22 protein-coding genes and 2 pseudogenes are annotated in these 20,839 nt (G+C 69.7%); 4 read left to right on the plus strand and 20 right to left on the minus strand.

Translation table 11 applies throughout. The annotated features are described in order from the left end of the window. Positions 1 to 76: 76 nt before the first annotated feature. Both DIZ27_RS24580 and DIZ27_RS24585 read right to left on the minus strand, forming a co-directional pair. Positions 77 to 850 carry a hypothetical protein gene (locus DIZ27_RS24580; protein ID WP_109380629.1) on the minus strand — a complete coding sequence of 258 codons (774 nt, stop codon included), beginning with the start codon at positions 848 to 850 and terminating at the stop codon, positions 77 to 79. Further along, positions 847 to 1,398: a SigE family RNA polymerase sigma factor gene (locus DIZ27_RS24585; RefSeq protein WP_109380657.1), complete on the minus strand. Its 552-nt coding sequence runs from the start codon at positions 1,396 to 1,398 to the stop codon at positions 847 to 849. The genes DIZ27_RS24580 and DIZ27_RS24585 overlap by 4 nt, the downstream gene beginning before the upstream one ends. Positions 1,399 to 2,128: 730 nt before the next feature. Between DIZ27_RS24585 and DIZ27_RS24590 the strand changes: the two genes are divergently transcribed. Then, the gene (locus DIZ27_RS24590; RefSeq protein ID WP_181383669.1) at positions 2,129 to 3,547 is read left to right on the plus strand and encodes a hypothetical protein; all 1,419 of its coding nucleotides are present in this window, start codon (positions 2,129 to 2,131) and stop codon (positions 3,545 to 3,547) included. Between the two features lie 300 nt (positions 3,548 to 3,847). On the opposite strand, the gene DIZ27_RS47330 is transcribed toward DIZ27_RS24590, so the two are convergent. The 13 genes and pseudogenes from DIZ27_RS47330 to DIZ27_RS24650 all read right to left on the minus strand — a co-directional run bounded on the left by DIZ27_RS47330 (position 3,848) and on the right by DIZ27_RS24650 (position 12,395). Further along, a complete protein-coding gene (locus tag DIZ27_RS47330; protein WP_375232002.1) occupies positions 3,848 to 4,354 on the minus strand; it encodes a Tn3 family transposase in 507 nt (168 codons plus the stop codon). Continuing rightward, positions 4,296 to 4,499 (minus strand): hypothetical protein, encoded by a 204-nt coding sequence (locus DIZ27_RS24600; protein ID WP_109380632.1) that lies wholly within the window; start codon positions 4,497 to 4,499, stop codon positions 4,296 to 4,298. The genes DIZ27_RS47330 and DIZ27_RS24600 overlap by 59 nt, the downstream gene beginning before the upstream one ends. A 32-nt stretch (positions 4,500 to 4,531) precedes the next feature. Then, positions 4,532 to 4,840 carry a hypothetical protein gene (locus DIZ27_RS24605; protein WP_181383670.1) on the minus strand — a complete coding sequence of 103 codons (309 nt, stop codon included), beginning with the start codon at positions 4,838 to 4,840 and terminating at the stop codon, positions 4,532 to 4,534. Between the two features lie 74 nt (positions 4,841 to 4,914). Further along, positions 4,915 to 5,568, minus strand: a complete 654-nt coding sequence (locus DIZ27_RS24610; RefSeq protein WP_109380634.1) for a hypothetical protein — start codon at positions 5,566 to 5,568, stop codon at positions 4,915 to 4,917. Beyond that, on the minus strand, positions 5,486 to 6,991 hold the full coding sequence (locus DIZ27_RS24615) for a S1 RNA-binding domain-containing protein (protein WP_109380635.1): 1,506 nt from the start codon (positions 6,989 to 6,991) through the stop codon (positions 5,486 to 5,488). Before DIZ27_RS24615 ends, DIZ27_RS24610 begins: the two co-directional genes overlap by 83 nt. Before the next feature lies 1 nt (position 6,992). Continuing rightward, entirely contained in the window at positions 6,993 to 7,595 is a 603-nt protein-coding gene (locus DIZ27_RS24620; RefSeq protein WP_109380636.1) for a recombinase family protein, read from the minus strand. Positions 7,596 to 7,947: 352 nt separating this feature from the next. After that, positions 7,948 to 8,331: a hypothetical protein gene (locus tag DIZ27_RS24625; protein ID WP_109380658.1), complete on the minus strand. Its 384-nt coding sequence runs from the start codon at positions 8,329 to 8,331 to the stop codon at positions 7,948 to 7,950. 67 nt (positions 8,332 to 8,398) lie between these two features. Then, a complete protein-coding gene (locus DIZ27_RS24630; protein WP_109380637.1) occupies positions 8,399 to 8,770 on the minus strand; it encodes a hypothetical protein in 372 nt (123 codons plus the stop codon). Then, the gene (locus tag DIZ27_RS24635) at positions 8,767 to 9,144 is read right to left on the minus strand and encodes a hypothetical protein (RefSeq protein WP_258308525.1); all 378 of its coding nucleotides are present in this window, start codon (positions 9,142 to 9,144) and stop codon (positions 8,767 to 8,769) included. The genes DIZ27_RS24630 and DIZ27_RS24635 overlap by 4 nt, the downstream gene beginning before the upstream one ends. Before the next feature lie 292 nt (positions 9,145 to 9,436). After that, a pseudogene (locus tag DIZ27_RS24640) lies at positions 9,437 to 10,117 on the minus strand (Tn3 family transposase); the annotation flags it as partial. Between the two features lie 6 nt (positions 10,118 to 10,123). Further along, positions 10,124 to 10,222, minus strand: a pseudogene (locus tag DIZ27_RS47335) (IS5/IS1182 family transposase); the annotation flags it as partial. An 18-nt stretch (positions 10,223 to 10,240) separates the two neighbouring features. Beyond that, positions 10,241 to 11,020 (minus strand): alpha/beta fold hydrolase, encoded by a 780-nt coding sequence (locus DIZ27_RS24645; RefSeq protein WP_109380638.1) that lies wholly within the window; start codon positions 11,018 to 11,020, stop codon positions 10,241 to 10,243. Between the two features lie 412 nt (positions 11,021 to 11,432). Further along, positions 11,433 to 12,395 (minus strand): YafY family protein, encoded by a 963-nt coding sequence (locus DIZ27_RS24650; RefSeq protein WP_109380639.1) that lies wholly within the window; start codon positions 12,393 to 12,395, stop codon positions 11,433 to 11,435. Positions 12,396 to 12,493: 98 nt separating this feature from the next. Between DIZ27_RS24650 and DIZ27_RS24655 the strand changes: the two genes are divergently transcribed. After that, positions 12,494 to 13,033 (plus strand): DinB family protein, encoded by a 540-nt coding sequence (locus DIZ27_RS24655; protein WP_109380640.1) that lies wholly within the window; start codon positions 12,494 to 12,496, stop codon positions 13,031 to 13,033. A gap of 618 nt (positions 13,034 to 13,651) precedes the next feature. Here DIZ27_RS24655 and DIZ27_RS24660 read toward each other — a convergent pair. Continuing rightward, complete coding sequence (locus DIZ27_RS24660; protein WP_109380641.1) at positions 13,652 to 14,047, minus strand: hypothetical protein; 396 nt, start codon at positions 14,045 to 14,047, stop codon at positions 13,652 to 13,654. A 419-nt stretch (positions 14,048 to 14,466) separates the two neighbouring features. Between DIZ27_RS24660 and DIZ27_RS24665 the strand changes: the two genes are divergently transcribed. Next, positions 14,467 to 15,189 carry a dienelactone hydrolase family protein gene (locus DIZ27_RS24665; RefSeq protein WP_109380642.1) on the plus strand — a complete coding sequence of 241 codons (723 nt, stop codon included), beginning with the start codon at positions 14,467 to 14,469 and terminating at the stop codon, positions 15,187 to 15,189. 358 nt (positions 15,190 to 15,547) lie between these two features. On the opposite strand, the gene DIZ27_RS24675 is transcribed toward DIZ27_RS24665, so the two are convergent. From DIZ27_RS24675 to DIZ27_RS24685, 3 genes are all read right to left on the minus strand, one after another. Beyond that, a complete protein-coding gene (locus DIZ27_RS24675) occupies positions 15,548 to 16,384 on the minus strand; it encodes a maleylpyruvate isomerase N-terminal domain-containing protein (RefSeq protein WP_181383671.1) in 837 nt (278 codons plus the stop codon). A 143-nt stretch (positions 16,385 to 16,527) separates the two neighbouring features. Then, complete coding sequence (locus DIZ27_RS24680) at positions 16,528 to 17,247, minus strand: IS6 family transposase (protein WP_109380645.1); 720 nt, start codon at positions 17,245 to 17,247, stop codon at positions 16,528 to 16,530. Between the two features lie 130 nt (positions 17,248 to 17,377). After that, positions 17,378 to 17,965, minus strand: coding sequence for a hypothetical protein (locus DIZ27_RS24685; protein WP_109380646.1), 588 nt, complete (start codon positions 17,963 to 17,965; stop codon positions 17,378 to 17,380). Positions 17,966 to 19,537: 1,572 nt separating this feature from the next. On the opposite strand from DIZ27_RS24685, the gene DIZ27_RS24695 reads away from it, so the two are divergent. Next, positions 19,538 to 19,852, plus strand: a complete 315-nt coding sequence (locus DIZ27_RS24695; RefSeq protein ID WP_109380660.1) for a calcium-binding protein — start codon at positions 19,538 to 19,540, stop codon at positions 19,850 to 19,852. 11 nt (positions 19,853 to 19,863) lie between these two features. On the opposite strand, the gene DIZ27_RS24700 is transcribed toward DIZ27_RS24695, so the two are convergent. Further along, a complete protein-coding gene (locus DIZ27_RS24700) occupies positions 19,864 to 20,568 on the minus strand; it encodes a UPF0158 family protein (RefSeq protein ID WP_109380648.1) in 705 nt (234 codons plus the stop codon). Positions 20,569 to 20,839 lie beyond the last annotated feature (271 nt).

Consider the following 20,839-nt stretch of genomic DNA (forward strand, 5'->3'; position numbering starts at 1 on the left):
CGCGTGTGGCGGGGTGCCGTAACGGTCACATCCGGCGCCCTGATGTCACCGGGGCCGGTGGATGTGGCGATGTTGGTCAGAACCGCCAGGTCGGGCTGTTCGCGATGTCCAGCAGCGCGTCGGCGTCCAGCGGCGGCTGCTTCGTCGGCTGGTCCGTCCACTGCTGGAGGGCCACGGTCCGGCCGTCCGTGCGTTTCACCCGTACGTACTGGGACTCACTGCCGGTGGCGGGGAACCGCAGGGTCACCGATTCCGCCCGTGCGCCGTCGGCTAGTTCGACCGTCTCGCAGTCCTCCCTCGGCGCGACGTCCTCCGGTGCCGGCATACCGGGCCGGGGCGTGATCTTCGGCACCGCGATCTTCGCGCAGAACGGCACGTGGGACTCCTTCGCCGTGTACCCCACGCTCCCGGTGAACGTGACCTCGCCGTCACCGTTGTCCCACGTCACGCGGAAGGTCCGGCCCTTGATGTCACCGTCCTGCGTGGTCGTCCGGCCCTGGGGGAGCAGTGCGACGAGATTGTCGGCAAGCCGCTTGCCGCTCCAGCGCACCGTGTGCTCGATCCCCGGACCGAAGCTGTCGGGCCTCAGCGGGCCGGCCTCGTCGGTACCGACACCGGCCGGCACCAGCGGGTCGGCGGCAGACACACTCGCTTCCGGACCGGCACCGGGTGCGACCACGGCCAGTACGACAGCCGCCGCCGCGGCGGTGACGCCCGCGCCGGTGAGCGCGAGACGCCGCCGGGTCCTGACGCGCCGTCCGGCCGCGACCACCGCGTCCACGGTGGTCCGTACCGGTGGCTCCTCGCCGATCCCGGCCTGCAGCAGGTTCCTGACGTCCTGGTTGCTCATGACAGAGTGACCTTCTCTCGGGTGTGGTGGGTGGACTTTGCGAGCGTCCCGAGTGCGTCGGGACCGTGGTCGTCGCCCAGGAGGGCCCGCAGACGGGTCAGGGCCCGCGCGGTGTGGCTCTTGACGGTGCCGACGGAGCAGCCCATGGCCGCGGCCGTCGCGGCGATGTCCAGGTCGGCCCAGTAGCGCAGGACCACCACGGCACGCTGACGCGCCGGCAGGCCGTCCAGGGCCGCGCGGACCTGGAGCGCGAGCGCCAGGTCCGCGGCGGGCTCGGCACGGTCGGGAAGGTCCCGGGCGGGATGCTCCCGCCGCCAGCGCCGCCGTGTGTGGTCGATGCAGGCCCGGGTCAGCACGCGGTGGGCGTACGCCTCCAGGTTCTGTATCCGACGCCGTCGCCCCCACACGGAGTAGAGCTTGGTCAACGCCGTCTGCGTGATGTCCTCGGCGTGGTGCCAGTCCCCGCACATCAGGTATGCGGTGCGCCGCAGATGCGGCAGCCGCTCCTCGGCGAAACCACGGAAATCCTCCAGGTCCCCGGTACGCAACACATGCCCTCCTTTCGCCTCTGACCACACCGACGGAGCGAACCGGCCGGAGGGATGTCACCGGGCGCCGGAAACTTTCCGCGGGAATTGCCCGGCGTTCCGGTGACATCCTCACGGCCGCACGCCGCGTCGTCCGGGCGAAGGCATGTGAGCAAGCGGCCCTGTGTCCCCCGCCCGGACGGTAGTGGTGCAGCGGCGTGAGGCGCCGCTACGGTCCGTGACAGGTGCGCGAGGGCAGCGTCCGGCGGCGGGTTGGGCACGAGGAGCCGGCGACGCTCGTGCCCGCCGGGGTGCCGGCCCCGGCGCCCGGGCCCGGGCGTTCGTCCGGGGCGGGTTGTGTTCCGTGTGGTGCGATGTGTCGGCTTCGTCAGTGCCAGGGGCCGGCAGTCACCGTCGGCCGCTGCCGGCCGTCTTCCCGCTGGTCACCGTGGAGGCGTGTGACGGTCCGCCGCTGACATGGGCCTCGGATTTCACTGTCATGAGGCGATAGATCCCCCGGTGGTCTGCTGACACGAATGCCGAGAGATCACACCGGATGCCCCACCGGCGCCCGGGCTGAAGCCGCGTGCACCATGAGTCACACGATCGGCCCTTCGCCCACCTGATACGTGGTTGTGACATCCACTTCAAAAACCTGCTGTACTCTCTGGCTTTTTAACGATCTTGTGCGTGCGGGGGCGTACCGGTCCGTCCGCTTCCCGCGGCCGAAAAAAGGGGCACGATGAAGACCATGAGACAGGTGGTCGTCACCGCGGTGGCGACCGGGCTCTTGGCGGCCTGTGGCAGCGGTGGTACGACGGGGGAGAGCGGCTCGGACAGTCCCTCCCCGGAGGTTTCCGCATCCCCGAAGCCGTCGGTGAAAGCACCGGAGGGCTTCGACACCTCCAAGGGCTGGAGCGCCTCCCTCGACTGGCTCCCGGAGGAGCGCGACGCCAGGGTGGCCTCCTTCCCGCCCGTGGAGGCCGCGCCCCAGGCGGGCGTCGTCGCCCTCCTCCAGCGCAAGGACAAGGGCTATGTCGTCGAAGCGCGCGACGCGGCCACCGGCACGCTCCGCTGGAGCAGCGCCGTGTGGCAGCCGCCGGCCCCGGCGGACAGCGGAGGCGAGGTCTCGCTGCCCCGGCTCCTCGTCGTGGACCAGGACGGCCGCGAGTACGTCACCCTCTGGGCCTACGGCGAGGACGAGGCGGACCCCGATGAAGCTGCCTCCGGTAACCGTGTCTCCCCTGTGGATCCCTCGGATGACGGTGCCTCCGACGACACGGAATCAGGGACGATCTCCCTCGCCTTCTACGCGGCCGACTCGTCGGGCAAGGACGTCGCCCCCGCCCGCACCGTCGCCATTCCGGCCAGCGCCGGTGCCACCAGCCTCAAGGTCGGTGACGGCGGAAACGGGGCCGTGGTGGCCTGGGACCGCCCGGGGAGCGTGAACAGCGATTCCGCGTCGATCGACATCTCGGCGGATCGCGTGCAGACGTATGAGAAGCGCCAGGTGGAACTGCCTCCGGTCTGTGTGAACGAGGGCTGGGAGAACTGCATCGGCGGCAAGGTGGCCGGGCTCTCTCCGGACGGCCCGCTGATGTCGCTCCACATAGGCGGCTTCGGGGTGGCCGGATCCTGGCTGTCGCGCGATGCCATTCCACCGGGCGTCAACCCGCACAACGCGGACAAGGCCGGCAGCGTGCTCGAGGTCGTCGGGAACCATGTCATCTCTTCCTGGGGCACCGTCAAGGGCCCGGCGGTCACGGCCGTGCACGGTCTGAAGTCCGGGAAGCTGGAGCTGTCCGCGGCATGCAGCACGGTGGACGGACCGGAGTACATCCCCGTCCGGACCGCCGCGTCGCCGAACGGCCGCTACATCGTCAAGGGCACCCTCGCCTTCGACTTCGAGCGGGACCAGGCGTACTGCCTGGACGGCGAGTCGGCGGGCATCCGCCTGCTGTCCGTCGGCGACGACGGTGTCGCCCACGGCTACCGGCAGAGTTCGGGTACGTCCGGGTACGCACCCGTCTCCTTCTCGCTCGAGACCGGTGAGGTCCAGGCCCTGCCGGAGGGCACCGAGGTCCCGTTCCTGGCGCTGCAGGGCGTGGGAGGGTTCGTCCTCCCCGCGGACGGCCCCGGGCGGCAGCTCGTCTTCCACCCGCGCCGCTGACGGACCCCGGACACGGTGGGACCGACCGGTCCTCCCGGCTGATCCCCGGTCCTCAGTGTCCGATCCGGGCCTCCCGTTTGTCAGCCAACCGCAAGAGACCGCACCCGCACGGCGATCGGGGCGCGGGCGGTGACGGCTGCACCCCTGCTGTCGTGCGGGTGCGGTACCGCCGTTCCAGTTTTCTGGAACGGCGGTACGCGATCCGCCTACGCCCATTTTCTCTGTCAAGTCCTGCGTGTTGAAGCCAGGGGCGTTTCGAAGTGCGATGAGGACCGTGCAGCTGCAAGATCGGTATTGGTGTCACGGGCAGCGCGTCGACCGGGTTGGGGATCCGAGGTATTGGCCGAGATCATTCTCGCGAACCGCACTGCGGACTGGGGGTGTTGGCGTCGGCTTTGTTCGGTGGACTACGTTGTGGGCATGAATACCGGGACGGCATTGCGCCACACACGGATTGGTGACCCGGTGCTCTTCTGAGCGCCGTACGGGCCAGTGCGGGTCCGCGTTGCTGGTGATCTGCCTGAGGTTGATCCGGTCGCGGGTCAGCGGGTTGAGGGGTCCGTAGTCGGCGCCTGGGTCGACGCGGTACAGGGTCGCGCTGCCGGCGTCCGCGAGGCGCGGGGAGAACTGGTGGCCCAGGAGGCGGAAGAGACGGCCCTGCGCTCCCGAATCTGCCGCGAAGTGACAAGTAGCTCTCCGTGCCCGATCTGACGATCTGTTGTCATGGCTGCCCGCGTTCTCCCCCGGGTTAGGAGTAGAAGCCCCGGCCGTAGTCCTCGCGTGACACCGTGAAGTCGTCCGGGCGATCCCGGCGGAGCTCTTCGTAGCGTTCGGCGAAGACGTCCAGCGCCTCGTGGAGGGTGCAGGCGCGTGTCTCACGGATCGCCTTGATGGCGAAGATGATCCGGTGGTTCACGATGTCGCGATCGACGCTCGCGGGCAGCTGTTCCATAAGCCCGACAGAGTATCGACCCGAGCTCGGGGTCAGCGGCCTGCGATCTCCCGACGGGCAGCATCCCAGACTTCCTCGAACTCTTGCGAGGTCAGCTGGTCAGGTTCGTAGTTCTCCCACTGCGACACAGGGAGTTCTGCGGTGACTCCGTACTTCTTCTCGTACTCGGCCAGGTCACCTTCCTGCTGGGCTCGCTGCCACTCTTCCAGGGAGGCAGCCGCGATCGGGGCCAGCTCAGAACCGTGGAGCTCGACCTGCCGGGTCACCCAGCCTTCGGCATCGACCTCGAAGTAGAACCAGGTGGCTTCCTCGTCCCAGTAGCAGCGCATCCACGTCGTCACCGGTCCATGATGACTTCCGCGAGCCAGGCGGCGATATCGCCCGGAGCTGGCATGAGGGCGTCACCGTCTGCTCCTCAGCCATCGCCGGACTCCGGGGCCGTGCCCGGCTCGCGGAGGACGTCGGCGTAGTAGCGGCGGCGTTGCGCGAGGAGCGTGGTGACGTCGTCGTCGGTCACCTCGGCGAGTTCCTGAAGGTGTCCCAGTAGGTTGTCCTGTTGTTCGTGGCCGGAGCCGACGACATAGGCGATCGTGCCGGTCGTTCCTCCCCCGGCGAACAAGAGCCGGTGGGGCAGACCGCACCAGGTGTCGAAGCTGGCGGTGATCGCCTGCCACAGGCGCCAGACGTCGTCGGGCCGGCGGTGCTCGGCGAGCAGGAGCGCGGCGGCCTCGATGGTGTGGCTGAAGCCCCAGCAGTGGCGGTGGAACCGCATCTCCTGGTCCAGCAGGAAGCGGGCGAAGTCGTGGTCGACCGGCCCCGGGGTGAGGATGAGCGCGTCCAGGACGTCCCTGCGGTCCTTCCACCACCGGTCCAGGGGCAGGCCGGCCTCGTCGTGGGCCGCTTCGAACTGCAGGAGGTCCCAGCGCTCAGGGTCCTCTGTCCACCAGGCGGGTCCGAGGGTGTTGGCCGTGTGGGCACCCGTTTCGTCAGGAATGGCGATCTCCCTGATGACGGGGTGTGCGGGCCTGCGTCTGAGACAAGGCGATGCGACGCCGGGCGAGATCGACATCGATGATCTTCACGGTAAGGGCGTCGCCAACCTCGACGACGCCTCCGGTCGATTCATCCAACTCGCCAGCGTGCACGAGTCCTTCGAAGCCGTCCTCTCGGTCTTCGATGCGTACGAAGACGCCGAACGGCACGATCTTGGTGACCGGTCCGGTGACCACCTGCCCGATCCGCTGCGCCACCTGCGGCCACGGGTCTTCCTGCACTGCTCGGAGCGACAGCGGCACCCGTTCCCGGACCATGTCGACGTCGAGGACCTCGGCTGTGATCTGCTGGCCGACACTGACGACGTCGGACGGGTGGTCGATCGGCCGCCAGGACAGCTCCGGAATGTTGATCATCGCGGTGAAGCCGCCGATGTCCACGAAGGTGACGCCGAAGCCGGCGATGGACGTCACCGTGCCGGTGACGACCTGGCCGCGCCGCAGAGTCTTCAGGAACGCCCAGTCCCGGTCGCTGGGCGTCGGCTCGGTCTGCCAGCGTGCGCGGAGAACCCCATCGCTGTCCGGCAGCACAGCGGTGAACAGAGGCTGACGCTCATCGGCATACATGGATACGACGCCGACAGCACACGCGCCGGCGATCTCGGAGGTCACTGCCTCGAACTGGGTCTCGTCCACGACCGCGCTGGTGATTCGCCCGTCCTCGTCCTCCCAGATGACTTCCGCCAGGCCCTCCTCGGGCAGAGCGGCCACGGCCGCGGCGACGTCGGTGAGCAGGTCCGGCCAGACCGCCAGCTGCGCGCGAGGGGTCAGCTGGGCGCGCACCGCCTCGATGTTGTCGCGGGTGAGGCGGTGCCACCGGGAGGCGTTTCCGACGTAGGTCTCCTCCAAGAACGTGGCGCGGTGGGCGCTGACCACCCAGTGCAGGCGGGCCCAGAAGTCGGCGTCGGCCGGGCGCTGCACGTACGCGGGGTCGTCGGGGGCGAAGTCGTACGGTGATGCGTCCAGGCGTTCCGGGAACAGGCCGAGCGCGCGGGTACGGGCCAGCGCCGCTTCGCAGGGGCGGCTGCTGCCGACGTAGAGGTACTGGTCCCAGCCGACGTGCACCGCGAATGCCCCCTCCGCTTCCAGGCTGCACCAGGCACCGTGGTCGCGGAGCATGGCCCGGACGAGTTCCAGGCCGACGGCGATCGGCACCAGCGCACCGTCGTGGAACCCGGTGAGGCCGGCTGGGAAGAGGTCGACCAGGCCATAGCCGTCGACCGGTGGCTCCAGGCCGAAGTGGGCGAAGCCTCCGATCTGCGGCTCGCGGATGGCCAGATGCTCGACACCGGTCTCTTCGGCGAAGGCGGCGACCGCTCGCAGGTAGGTGGCTTCGACCGGTCCGTGGTCGCTGATCGCTGGTTCAGTGCCGGCGTAGTGGCCGTGCTGATCGCGGTCGGCCGGGTCGTACTTGGTGACCCGGTAGACGTAGGGCAGCACGTCACTGCCCCACAGAGGGCGAATGCGCGGGCGCGTTCTGGTGGCGTTCCAGGACGCGGTAGACCGTGGCGCGGCTGACGGAGAAGAGCTCGGCGAGGTCGGCGATGGTGTGCTCGCCGGACTGGTGCTGCTGGACCAGGTGGCTCTGCTGGCGGGCGGTGAGCTTGGGCTGCTTCCCCTTGAGTTTGCCCTTGGCCCGCGCCACCGCCATGCCTTCTCGGGTGCGCATGCGCAGCAGGTCGACCTCGAACTCGGCGAAGGTGGCCAAGATGTTGAAGAACATCTTGCCCATCGGGTCGGCGGGGTCGTACAGGGTGCCGCCCAGCGAGAGCTTGACGCCGCGGGCGGTGAGCGAGTCGCCGATGTCGCGGGCGTCGGGTACCGAGCGTGCGAGGCGGTCGAGCTTCGGGACGACGAGGGTGTCGCCGGCACGCACGGCCGCGAGAGCCTGGGCCAGGCCGGGCCGGTCGCGGTTGGTTCCGGTCAGCCCGTGGTCCAGGTAGATCCGGTCCTCGGGAACGTCCAGGCTGAGCAGGATCTCGCGCTGGGCGGTGAGATCCTGCTTGTCCAGACTGCATCTCGCGTAGCCGACGCGTTCACTCATGCCCGGAGCGTACGGTAAGCCCCCGCTGACCGTACAGATCACCGGACACCCTAAATGAGACGCCGTCAGCGCATCCGGACGCTCACCCACTCCGTGAACGGCGCAGCGGCACGCCCGCAGACGGACAGACCGTGCATGGACTTCTGATATGGGGGGGCTTATCCGGACTCCACAGCGGACGGCCCGCGCAGAAGCCGCAATCCGCTACATGACGGTCAGTCGTTTCCGGGATGTCCGCCCCGGTTTTTGTCGGATCGTCACGCCGTAATACCTCTAAAACCGGCGCTCCGGGAAGCTGTCCTCTTTCCGTCCCCGTGGTCTGGTCGTGCCCGTGAGGCAGGCACAGGTGGAGTCAGCCCCAGTCGCCGTTGATCCACGCGAGCAGGCGGGCGCGCTTCTTGTAGGAGCAGGGAGCGTAGACAGCGCCGGACGTGACGTACGTTTCGGGCCCGCCCCGCAGGTCGTGCCCGTAGTCGCTGGGGCCGTACTCGCCGTCGCGGCGGCCGTCCAGGTCGTCGGCCCAGTCGAGGAGACCGAAGTCGAGGGGGAGGTTCTCGAGGTACCGGGCGGGGTCGGCCGGTTCCACCGGTGTGGGACGACCGTKTGCCCCGGCGGTGGGCCGGTCTTCGAGGCAGCCGTCGGAGCGCACCGGCYGGCCCAGCCACCACCCGGCCAGGAACACGGCGTACACAGTGGTGACGGCGCCGAGGCGGCGCAGGGTTATCCAGGCAGGCATCCGGGGAGTGTCGCACGACACGAGGCCGGCGCCCGCGTCGGCCAACACCCCGGGCCACACCGCCTCTCTACCGCCAGTGGCCCTGGAACCACGCTCGCATGCGGGGGCGTTCGCTCGTGTCGTTGGTGCAGGCGACGGCGTAGATGGTGATCGTCTGGGACCACCTGTCGCTGGCGCCCCCAGGCGGGTGGGAGGCCGGGTCCGGCGTCGGGTCGAGCGGGAGGGGGGACTTCGAGTCGTACCGTGACGGGTACCCCGTCGGCGTGGGGGTGGGGGATGGTGCGGTTTCGTACTCCTCGGCGATCCGGTCGCGGGCGGCCTGATCGACGTGGCATTCGGGGGTGACCGGCTGACCCAGGTACCAGCCCGCAACGAACACGCCGTAGAGCGCGGCGGCGGCGCCGAGGCGGCGCGGGGTGACCCGGCGGGGGGTGTTCACCGGCGGCCCCGTGCCGGCACACGGGCGGCGTCCCACAGCGCCCGGGCGGCGGCTGCGGCGTTTGTGGCCCGGCTGTCCCGGAGGAACCGGCAGGCGGTCGAGAGTGCCTCCTCCCGCAGGGCGGCCTCATGGCCCGTGGTCGCAAAATCGCCGGTGCACACGCCGGGCGACGGGTCCCCGGTCCTGAACTGGTTCCCGGTGCCGTGGCGGGGGCCGGTCGAGTGCCCGGCGACGATGTGGTCCGGGTGCGCGCTGCCGCTTGGGTCGGCGGGGCGGGTGCACCCGGCGCCGAACGCGGTGGCGGTGCGGGCCGCCCCGGTTCCGGGGGCGGCGCGGAGGCTGACCCGGCGCAGGTCGGGCGGTGTTGTGCTCATGCCGAAGGACCCTACCCGCAGGTGCAGACCTCTCTGCCGGTCTGGGTGTCCCGCGACATACGGCCGGCGCGGTCCGGTTCTCGTACAGCTACGGCAGACGAATATGTAGCGGAGGGTGACGGCCCGGCTGAGCCTGTCGCGGTAAACGCATACACCTCACTTGCGAAAACGAGGCCGTCTCCCCTGCTGGAGCGGCCCGCCGTCGCGGTGAATACGCGATTCACCGCGACGGCGGCCCGGGCCGCTGACCGGAGCGGACGGCTCCAGACGCCACGTGGCCGCAGCTGTCGACCTACTCGTCGTCGGTGGCGTCCTTGTCGCGCAGCGGCCGCAGCCCGCCGGGCGGCTCAGGAAGCTGGAACGAGTAGCGGCCCAGCATGTTGTTGTGGTGCCGCACGAACGGGGAGAGGCGGGCCACATCCTCGTCGCGGACGTCGAAGCCGTTGGCGCGCAGCTGGTTGACCGCGGCGTCCATGTAGCGGGTGTCGAACAGCACGAGCGCGTTGAGGACCAGGCCCAGGGCGCCGAGCTGGTCTTCCGTGCCGTCCTGGTAGCGGTGGTAGAGCTGCCCCTGCTTGCCGTGGAAGATCTTCCGGGCGAGCGCGTGGCGGCCTTCCTGGAGGTTGGCCTGCACTTTGATCTGCCTGCGGTAGCCGGGCTCGTCGGCCAGGCGCAGGATGTGCAGGGTCTTGGAGATCCGCCCGTAGTGGGCAATGGCGTCGCCCAGCGGGGTCGGGCGCACGTCGCGCGACAGCATCAGGATGACGTCGTACGCGCGCACGGCGCCGGTGTGGATGGAGCCGATGATCCGCGGGATGTCCTCCCGGTGGCGCTCGATCCTCGCGAGGTCGACCCGGCCGCGGGCGGCGTCCTGGAAGGCGCCGTAGTCGGCAGTGCGGTCGATGCGCCACATCTTCTGGTCCGGCAGGTCCGCCGGCTGCGGCGCGTACGCGAACCCGGCCAAGGTAACGAGGTGGTGGTCGATGCGGAGCGTGATCCCTTCGGCTGCGGTACAGGCGAAGACGTCGGCCGGCGTATGCAGCCGAAGCCCCGGCCGGTCGGGGACGGCGAAACCCCGTTACGGGCCGCTTGGGCGCTATTGCTGGTCGTGGTCGGAGAGTGCCGCCGCGGTGGCGCGGGCGAAGCCTTCCGGGTTGTCCAGCATGATGTTGTGCCCGCAGTCGGGGACCGAGACCACGGCCACCCCGGCTTCGGTGAGCGCATCGGTGCCCGGGAGCGGGCCGTCGGCCTCGGGCAGCAGGTAGGTGCGGGGGATTTTCAGGTCCAGCAGATGCTCACGCATGGTGGGGGCGGTGCCGCGGGCGAGGTGGACCGCGCTGCGGTGCAGGGCCTCCCGGCCGGCCAGGCGCATCGTGGACCACCAGTGGGAACCGGCCCGGTCTCGGATCTCTTCCCAGCCGCCCGCCAGGAACTCCTCCTCGGAGTACGCGGCGATGCCGCTGCTGCCCGCGGAGCCGGGTGCGGGCGGGATCGGGTCGAGGTTGGCGTCGACCAGGACCAGGCGGGAGACCAGTTGGGGGTGCCGGGTGGCCAGGACGATGGCCACCGAGCCACCCATGCTGTGCGCGATCAGCTCGGCGCCCGTGACACCCGCGCTGGTCAGGGCTGCGGCGAGGGCATCGGCGTGGGATTCCAAGGTGTAGTCGAAGTCCGTCGGCCGGTCGCTGATGCCGTGTCCGAGCAAGTCGATCAGCAGCGATCGACGTCCGGCGAGCAGAGGATGAACAGCAACCTCCGCGAAGTAGGCCGGCGACGTGGCGCCCAGACCGTGGACGTAGACGCGGGACCGCTCCTGTCCCGGCAGCTCAACCCAGCGGATCTGGCCGCCCTCGGGCGTCACGGCGGCGTTGCGCACAGTCTGCTTCCCTTCACTTCACTCCGGATCGGCGGAGAGACGAGAGTAGCCACCGGGCCTCGGTGCACCACCACCGCCCCGGCTGGACGTTGCGCGGGCACCAGAAGCCTCGGGCCTCGACCAAGACACCCCATCCGAATTCGTTCACAACGTCGTCAGCGCCAGATTTCGTTCCGTTGTTCCTCGCGCCCCGTGACGCCCGCGGGTTCGAGGAAACTGAAGGCGCTTCAGCGGGAACCCGCGGGTCGGATGCTGCGCTCTGTGGGGCTCGACCCGTGAGTTCGCCTCGGATTCACGGTGTTGCCGTGGATGGCTTGAGGAGCTCGGCGCGGCCCAGTTCCTCGAACGCRCCGGCGACGAGATCGTCCGCGCGCCCGTCGCCGGCAGCAGGAGCATCTCAGCGGTTGAACTGTCAGCCCCGTACCGCCCGGTCGAACCGGGCTGCCCAGTCGCGGAGTTGGTCGACCAGTTCGGCCGGTTCGAGCACGCGGAACTCGGCGCCGAGAGCGCCCAGGGCCAGGGCCGGCCAGTCCAGGGAGTCGGTGGTCATGCGGACCCGGCAGTGTTCGGCGTCCACCTCCTCGACCGTGCTCCACCGCCCGATCCGTTCCAGTACGGTCGCGGCCGGGGCGTACACCAGGGCCGTCACCCGGTACGGGCGGGGCAGGTTGCCGATCCCGGCGCGGACGAACTCGGCGGCGTCGGCGGCGGGCAGGGTGCGCGGGCGGAACGGAGCGCCGGTGCCCTCCGGCGCAGTGAGCCGGTCGACCCGGAAGCTGCGCCAGTCGTGCCGGGTGAGGTCGTACGCGACCAGATACCAGCGGCGCTCGAGGCGGACCAGCCGGTGCGGCTCGACCTGCCGGTCGGTGCGGCGGCCGTCGGCGGCGGTGTAGCCGAAGCGCAGCCGTTCGCTGTCCCGGCAGGTCAGTGCGAGTGTGGTCAGCACGCCCGGGTCGACGCCCGCCCGGGCCGGGCTGCCCCAGCCGGCGGGTACGGTCATCGCGCGCAGCGCCTCGACCCGGCGCCGCAGCCGGGTGGGCATCACCTGCACCACCTTGGCCAGCACCCGGACCGAGGACTCGGCGATGCCCTCCACCGCGCCCTCCGCGGCGGTGTGCAACCCGACGGCCAGGGCGACCGCCTCATCGTCGTCGATCACCAGTGGCGGCAGCGCGGTGCCCGCGGCGAGCTGGTAGCCGCCGTCGACGCCGCGCTGCGCCTCCACCGGGTAGCCGAGCTCGCGCAGCCGGTCGACGTCCCGGCGCAGAGTGCGGACCGAGACACCGAGCCGGTCGGCCAGTTCGGTGCCTGGCCAGTAGCGATGGGTCTGCAGTAGGGACAGCAGTCGCAGCGTCCGGGTGCTGGTGTTCGCCATGTCTCCGATTCTCCCGGAATTCAGGACAGAAACTGTCCGCTATGGCTCCTACCGTCGTTGTTGACCGAGGAACGCGGGACCAACCGAAGGCGGAGATCATGACCGAGACCCTGAGCGAGCCGGCGACCCTCACCGGCGAGCGCGCCGACCTGCTGCGGACGCTGAGCAAGCACCGGCACTTCCTGCGCTTCACCACCCGCGACCTCACCGACGAGCAGGCCGGGCTGCGAACCACCGTCAGCGCACTGTGCCTGGGCGGCCTGGTCAAGCACGTCGCCGCGATGGAGCGGATCTGGGTGGACTTCATCCTGGACGGCCCGTCGGCCATGCCCGACTTCACCGCCATGGCCGAGGCCGRCTTCGCCGAGCGGGCCGACGAGTTCCGGTTGCTGCCCGGCGAGACGCTGGCCGGCGCGCTGGCCGAGTACGCGGCGGTGGCCCACCGGACCGACGAGCTGATCGCCGCCCTGCCCGGCCTGGACGCGACCCAGCCGCTGCCGAAGGCGCCGTGGTTCGAGTCCGGCGTACGCTGGTCGGCCCGTCAGGYGCTGCTGCACATCATCGCCGAGACCGCGCAGCACGCCGGGCACGCCGACATCATCCGCGAGTCCCTGGACGGCGCCAAGACCATGGGCTGAACGGGAAGTCGGAGGGGCCACGAAGAACGCCGCTGCGCCGATCTCGCTGGTCACGGAGGCCAACCGCGGGATCGGCCGGGCGACTGTCCGCCAACTCGCCGGTCCCAGGCACATGGTGCYGCGGTACGCCCGCCGGCCCGAGGACGCCGGGTCCGCCGCCGCAAGCCTGGCCGGCCGGCCGGCACGTCGGCCTCGAACCTCTCCGGTTCGCCTCCTCGTCTTCGACCAGACCGCAGATCGGTCGCACACACTGAGAACACTTCAAGAATCCAGAAGTCATGTCACACCCTGGTAGAGCACACGAAGGGGGAAGAAGCCCCTGGCCACGGCCTCGGGCACTCAGCGGGCCTCAGGAGAACTCACGGGATATCGCACACACGACGCCAGCCACCGCTGCTACTTCTCATCAACATTCCATGCCCCCGGACCCGCTGGGCGCTCTCCGAAGTGACCAAGAAGCGCTCTCGGTTTCTACCTATGCAGCCACCCAGCTCACCGCCCTGACACCAGCGCTGGAGGGCACTGGTGTCACCAGCACAGAAACCGGTGACATGGAGATGCAGATTCGCACCCCCTCACCGCCGTTTGCGGCTCCTGACTGGATTCTTACCAGCACCCCTATGCGGGGCAGGTCGCCCCGGGCAGTGCCTCGTATTCGGTCCGGCCGTCGTCGAGGCCGGTCGCTGCGGCCCCGGCCGAGCCGACCGCCTTCTTATCGTTGGCGAGACGGCCCCCGTCGGCGCAGTCGATTTCGATGAACCATCCGGCGTCGTCGGTGAGTTCGGCGGCGACGGCCTCGAACACGCTCTCCATACGCTCGGTCGTCTCCACCTCGACCACGACGACGCGCTGCGCCCCGCTGTCGTCCTGCCGGGTGATCTCGTAGGCCGGCACCTTCGCTGCTCTGGCCGGTCTGCCGTCGGGCTCGCTGTTGTCGCTGACGCTGATGCTGCATGCGGTGAGCATGGTGAGCGAGGCCGCGGCGGCGAGGATGACGGCGGTGGTGCGGTTCACGGGTCCCCCACGGGTGTGGCTGCTGTCCCGTACGGGACGCGTGCGGGGCGTGTGCTGGTTCCGGAACGCATGCGAACGCCCCGGCGAGGGCGCGGGCGGTGCGTTCGCCGACGAGCGCCGAGAACCGACAGCGCCCCCAGCGCGCCCCGCCGTCGCAGGGCCTCACCTCGGGAAGCCGCGATGAGGCCCCAAGTAGCTCTGCGCAGTGTTCCGACTCCGTGGCATCCGGCTACGGAGCCTCCGCAAAAACCCGTTGGCGGACCACGGCGACCGTTGCTAATCTCCCGGAAGCCGTGCGAGAGAACGAGGAGGTGGTACCCGTGAACGCAGTATCGACATGGGTGCTCCCCTCCGGGGTCACGGTCGGGCGATAGGTCGTCCGGGAGCGCCGTTCTAGCGCACTCCCGAAAGGCACGACCATGCAATTCACTTCCGAGCAGCGCCTCGACGACGGCGTCCTCGAACGCGAATTCACCCTCGGCGAGATCCCCGGCACCCTGTGGACGCCCGGATCCGAACCGGCCCCGCTGATCCTGATGGCCCACAACAACGGCCTGCCCAGGGCGGAACCCCGGCTGGTGGCCCGGGCCCGGTACACCGCGGCGCGCGGCTATGCGGTGGCCACCATCGACGCCGCCGGGTGCGGTGACCGGCCCCGTTCCGCCGTCGACGAGCAGGCCCGCGCCGACCTCCGTCGGGCGATGCAGGCCGGCGAGCCGGTCGACGAGATCTTCGAGTCCCTCATCGGCCCGCTGGTCGAAAACGCGGTCCCGGAATGGCAGACCACTCTGGACGCCCTCCTTGAGCTGCCCGAGATCGGCGGCCCGGTCGGGTACTCCGGGGGGTGGACCGCCCTCGGCATTCGGCTGGCGGTCCTCGAGCCGCGCATCGCGGCCGCCGGCTTCTTCGCCGGGGGCTACGTGCCCCGTGCCCAGCGCGAGGAGGCCCGGCAGGTCACCATTCCGCTGCTGTTCCTGCTGCAGTGGGACGACGAAGGGAACCCCCGGCAACGGGCCCTGGACCTGTTCGACGCCTTCGGCAGCAAGGAGAAGACGCTGCACGCCAATCTGGGCGGGCACACTGGCACCCCGTGGTTCGAGCTGGAGGACGGGTGCCGGTTCTTGGACCGATACCTGAAGTGAGGCCGGGCCGTCAGGCCGACAGCAGACGGTAAGCGGTGCCGGCCAGGATGCTGCTCGTCCAGGACAGGTCCCGGCCCTCCTCAACTCTCCATACCGCGGGCCCCTGCCAACTCGGCAGGGGCCCGCGCTGCCCGAAGCCATGAACTGTACGATTTCTGCAGTGCTTCGAGTGCTGCCCGATCTCGTCGTCGATCTTCACGGACAGTGCGGTGAGTAGGGGGTCCAGGTCGCTTGTCACAGAACGATCTTGGATGCCCTGTCCGCGGTCCCGGACGCACCGTCAGCATCGGGAACGACCCGTCCAAGGGGTGGCGACCTGGCGACTTGACGGCCTTCAGGGGCTGGTTCTCCGCTCGATTCACATGAGGATGCCTCGGGCCGCCGCGAAGTGATTGGCCAGATCCGGATCGCCCGACAGCACGAGCCGATCGTGGTCGAAGGGTGCTCCCGTGAGCAGCCGCCAGGCAGAATTCGTGTCGAGCCTGACTGTCGCGTCCGGCGCATGGATCGTGCTCGCCGGGTCCAGCTCGACCAGATCCCATTGGCCCTGGCGCCGGTGCAGTCGCCAGGAGCCGCCGCCGGCCCCGCTGAGATGGATCGCCAGGTTGGCATCCGGGCCGGTGCGCGGCGCGTAGTGGAGGGGCAGCGCCCACAGGAAGGTTCGCAGCACCGGGCCGAGGAACCGTTCGTCACGCACTCCCGGCCGGTCGACGGCGTCGCGGATCTGCTGCTGGTGCACCCAGCGTTCGGTGAGGTCCTGAGCGATGTCGAACCACAGCGGGACGGGGTCCGGGCTGGCCCAGGCGACGCGGCCCTCCGCCATGAGGTCCATGGATGCCCAGTAGGCGTCCATCTCGGTGCCGGCTACGCCGAGGAGGGTTCTGATCACCCGCGGGCTCAGCGCGCAGGTGGCCTCCACCCACCGCTGATTCTTGTTGTTCAGCGCCGTGATGAAGGAGTTGTGGTCGGCGAAGCCGGTCAGCAGTCCGGACCGGTCGCCGTCGCGCCCCCGGGACAGCCAGCCAAGGTCATCATCCAAGATGTGCAGTACGACGTCCTTCACGGACCAGCCCGGACACACCGTGGGCCGATCCCATGCCGACAGATCGAGGTCGTTCAGCAGAGCCAGCAGTGCGACTCGCTCCTCACGCAGCAGCGAGCGCACGTCCACGGGCGGCAACTCCCACAAACCCATGACCATCCTCATCTCGTCGTATCTGCAGCGAAACGCTGAGACATTGGACCAGATGACAAGGTCAAAGGCGTTGTCACGTTATTGGGTACATGGCTGTCTGATGGCGCTTCGGGGCGTGGTGGGCCCGCGGCCCGGGCCTGTGGTCAGGCCGTGGTGGGCAGGTTGGCAGCGCCGGTGACCTGCTCCCAGATCGCGAAGCGGACGGTCATCTCGGCGCGGTGGCCGGAGGCTGTCATCAGATGGCGTCGGGGCCGGAAGTGCGGTGAGACGCCGCTGAACGCGGACAGAAAGCGGTGTGCTGCGCCGACGCTGCGGAAGCCCTTCCTGGCGCGTTCGCGCTGCCGGGTGGGCTGGTGGCTGTTCTCCGCCCGGTTGTTGAGGTACTTCGACTGCCGGTGCTCGACAAAGGGCATGACCTCACGGTGGGCGGCGCCGTAGGAACGGAGCTTGTCGGTGACGGGCACCCGCGGCACCGCACGCGTCGTCTGCAGCAGGCAGCGGAAGAACCGCCGGGCGGCGGCCTTGTCCCGCCGGTTCTGCACGAGGATGTCCAGGACGGTGCCGTCGGCGTCGACGGCCCGCCACCGGTACCTCAGCTCCCCATCGATCCTGACGAACACCTCGTCCAGGTGCCATGTATCCCCGGGCCGGGGCCGGCGGCGGCGCAGCCCGGCGGCGTAGACCTGTCCGAACGTGGCGCACCAGCGGCGGACCGTCTCACAGGAGACAATCACGCCGCGCTGTAGCATCAGCTCCCCCACCTCACGGAATGACAGCGGGAAGCGGAAGGACCGCCGCACGCAGGGGGAGATCGCCCCGACCGGGTACCGATGCCCCTTGTACGATGGCGACGCGCTGTCCATGGACGGTCCCCCTCCACCATGACCGATCCGAAGATCATCCCATCCGGTCAGCCAACGTGACAGCTCCACGCCATGAACTGGTCGGCCGAGTCCAGCTGGGTGCCTGCCGGCACGCCGGTCAGAGGAAACCTCAGCAGGGCCCGCGCGCAGCCCGCTCCGCCACGAGCACCACGCGCCGTGCGCCGTCATCGCCGTCCACGGTCCCGGCCCCGATCCACCAACTCCCGTAGGCCCAGGCCCGCATGTCCACCACGTGCTTGCCGAAGGGGGTGAGCAGGGGCAGTCCTGTCGTCGCGTCCGCCGTCGGATCGGCGTACCCACCCATGGCGAGGTTGCGCGAGGACCCGTACCGACCGCTGATCCCCTCGACCAGATCGGCCAGCGCGACCTCCCTGGAAACGGCAAGACACAGGTGCCCTGCCCCATGCCCCGCCACGCGGCACTCCAGCGACTGCGGACCGCGGGCAACCAACCGCGTTACGGCATCGAGCAGTTCGTCCCGCCCCATGGACTTCTGCTCCTCCCTGCGCATACGTGCCAACCTGCCGTCTTCCTTGATCCCCCGGATCTCCCGCATGACACGGAAGCCGATATAACCCCACGCCGGGAGCGCAGCGACAAGACTCATCAGCCGATCCTCGCCGGACTCCCCCGACCCGAAGGTGATCGACCCATAGACAGCCGCCCAGACCATCGCGAAACCGAGCAGACGATTCATGGCCCCCTCCAGCCCCCTTGGGAAATCGGTCGGTTCTACTGGACACCGACCCCGTAACGCGAGCCATCGGAAGCTTCGGCCGCATCACCCCGGGCGGCGCCGTCTGCAAAGCCCTGCAATGGCATGGTCCGGGTACCTTTCCGCAGCATAGCCAGGCAGCGTCTCGACAGGACAGCAGGAGCTGAACGTCCACGATCTGAGGCAGAGATGCGGTGATGAGCGGCAGCTCGCCGCGCTGGACGACCTCGCAACGATGCTGGAGCAGTGCGCGGCTACCTCAGGTAGTTACCTGTGGTTCGCGGGCGATTGACTAGACGTACGCCGGACACGGCCACAGCCCCGGGGAATCCTGGCTCGCCGCCTCCATGGCCGGATGGAGGGGGCGCCGCTTCCGACTGCGGGTCCGTAGTGGCGTGCGCGGGGTGCTTCCATCCCGTCCGCCGTCGACCCAGGCAGAGCCGAGCAGACGCGGCCGACCCACACACCGTGGAGCGGGCGTGGGTTGACGGCGGACGGGATGGGAGCTGGGATGAGGGGTGGGTGGCGGCTCAGAACCCGGGGGGTCCCCAGTTCTGCCTCGCGGCGTTCGCCTCGCTCACTCCTTGCGCGCGGCCCTGGTCCGCAGCCCCGCGCTCCAGCGCACCGCGTTCTCCTGAACCGCCCCTGCGCCGTAGCGCGACCAGGCACGCCCCGACTGCGACTGCGAGCACGACCACCGTGGAAACAATGAAGACCATGTGTCCCCCGTTTGTCTGGTGGAACCGTCCTGTGGTCCCTTGTTAATCCGTATTGTCGCCTGCCGCCTGCTCACAGGGAAGCCTGATTCTCACTCGGCCCGGCGGGTCACGTGGTGGCGGACCGAGCGCATCGCCTGTCCCCGCGTACGGCGAGGTGATCACACACCCATGTGCACAAGGGCACTGCGGTACAGCAGCGGAGTACAGCAACCCGGCCCGCCCGATGGTGCCCTCGAAGAGCCGTACCGCGACCGGTATGACTGCCACCGACCGATCCACATAGAGCTACGGATCAGAAGGTCGCCGACATCAGCGACGCCGGGCAGGGGCGCCGTGAGTGCCCTGTCCGGCCGCCACGACGACAAGCGGCGAGGCGAGCAACAAATCCCGATCGAGCCCCTAGCACACGGTGCTGCAGCCGACGGCAGTGACGGCAGCGCTGACGGCAACGACGGCGGACGGCAGCGGCGTTCAGCGGTCCGGCACGGTGCCGGCATAGGCCGATCGGGCGAACTCACCAAGGCTTGCCCGCATCTTCTAAGCGCTTGGCCGCAGGTTCGAGTCCTACGAGGCACCCAGAACATGGCTGGTCCCCTGTCAAGGCCATGAGTCCCGGCGGCCATCGGTAGGCGTCGCGAACGGGGAGTCTGCGCCTGATCGCCCCGTGCAGTCGGCGGCCCTCTCCGCGCCAACCCGTGACGGGTGCCGGGAAGTCGGTACGCACTACCAGGCAGCACGCCGGGGCGGGAGGAACGACCATCGTGGCCCAGGACGGAGCGGCCGGCGATTGACCGAGAGAGGGGAGCTGCGGGGCCCCGCCGGTACCGTGTTCCCTGTGGSCGGAAAGCTGAGTGACGCGGAACTCGATGAGCTGGTCGAGCAGGCCACCGTGGACGCCTACGACGACGAGGAGCAGCTCACGGGCCTCTACACGATGCTCTCCGAGCATCTGGCCGTCCCGTTCAAGACGGTCGTTCTCGGGGGCGAGGTCACCGTGAAGAAGGTGGACCTGCTGCCCGGCAGTCAGATCGTGGCGGTCTGTACGCGAGGCAGGCACCGGCAGGCGATCGGCATTCTCGACCTTCCGTTGCCGGACCCGGCGCCCGAGGGGGCCGAGTGGATCGAGGCGTACCGGTACTGGGGACCGTAAGCGCGCCCGGATCAATGACCGCCTGGTGGCGCGGGCCGGTAGCCCTGATCGGCGAGCCAGGCTCGAGCCCGGCCGTACTGCCGTTCCGCGGCGAACAACCAGTACCGCCGCAGCTGTGCCGGTGAGGTGGCCAGCATGTCCTTGAAACGGCGGAAGGCTCCCGGGCCCTGGATCGCGATGCCGAGGAACCGGGCGAGGTCCTGGTCGTCGAGGGTGGAGACGAAGTCCTCCATGTCACGGTAGGCATCGCGTGATCCGGCGCACGGCACATGGAGCCACCGCTCGGTGCCTGCCGGTTCGTCCTCGTCCCATGACTCCTCGGTGTCCACGAGGGCGGGCCGGCACTCGCCGGTGTCCAGGTCGATGCGGCCACCGCCCCAGGCCGGGTCGCCTTCGAGCAGACCGGAGAGTTCCTCCAGACCGACCGGCAGCGGCCTCAGCACCAAGACGGCACCGCCGCCCACCGCGTCGAGTTGTTCGGCGAGGACCTCGTCGCCGGGCCAGCCCCGTTCACGCAGGGTGGACGTGCACGCGATCGCCGCCTCCCGGCCACCGGGCACACCCCGAAGGACGGCTGCGGTGAGTGCGTCTCCGCACTGCTGCAGCACGCCGGCGGGGTCATGCGTATGCAGCAGGGCAAGCAGGGAGGGGCCGTCCGCGGTGTGGCAGGCCGCGCGGAGCGCCTTCAACGCGTGGTCGGTCCATGCCTCGGTCATGTCCGCGAGGCTATGCCGAGGCGCGCTGCGAACGCCATCGTCTTCGGCGCGACCATGCGCTGGTGAGCACGGCGGACAAGTCCTCTCCCGACGCAGGCCGCCGACGTTCGGCCCGGAGCCGTGGCCTCATCCGGCACCGTCTGGCGAGTGGTCGCACTGGGACGTGTGGTTCGCCGCGGCGTGCGTGGTGGACTGCGGCGGCGACACTGGGACGACTTCGATGCGCGGCTGACGCGGGAACGGTCGGGCGGGGTGGTGCGCGGGGTGTACC

It is taken from the genome of Streptomyces sp. NWU339 (assembly GCF_003143855.1).
In the GTDB taxonomy this organism is placed as follows: domain Bacteria; phylum Actinomycetota; class Actinomycetes; order Streptomycetales; family Streptomycetaceae; genus Streptomyces.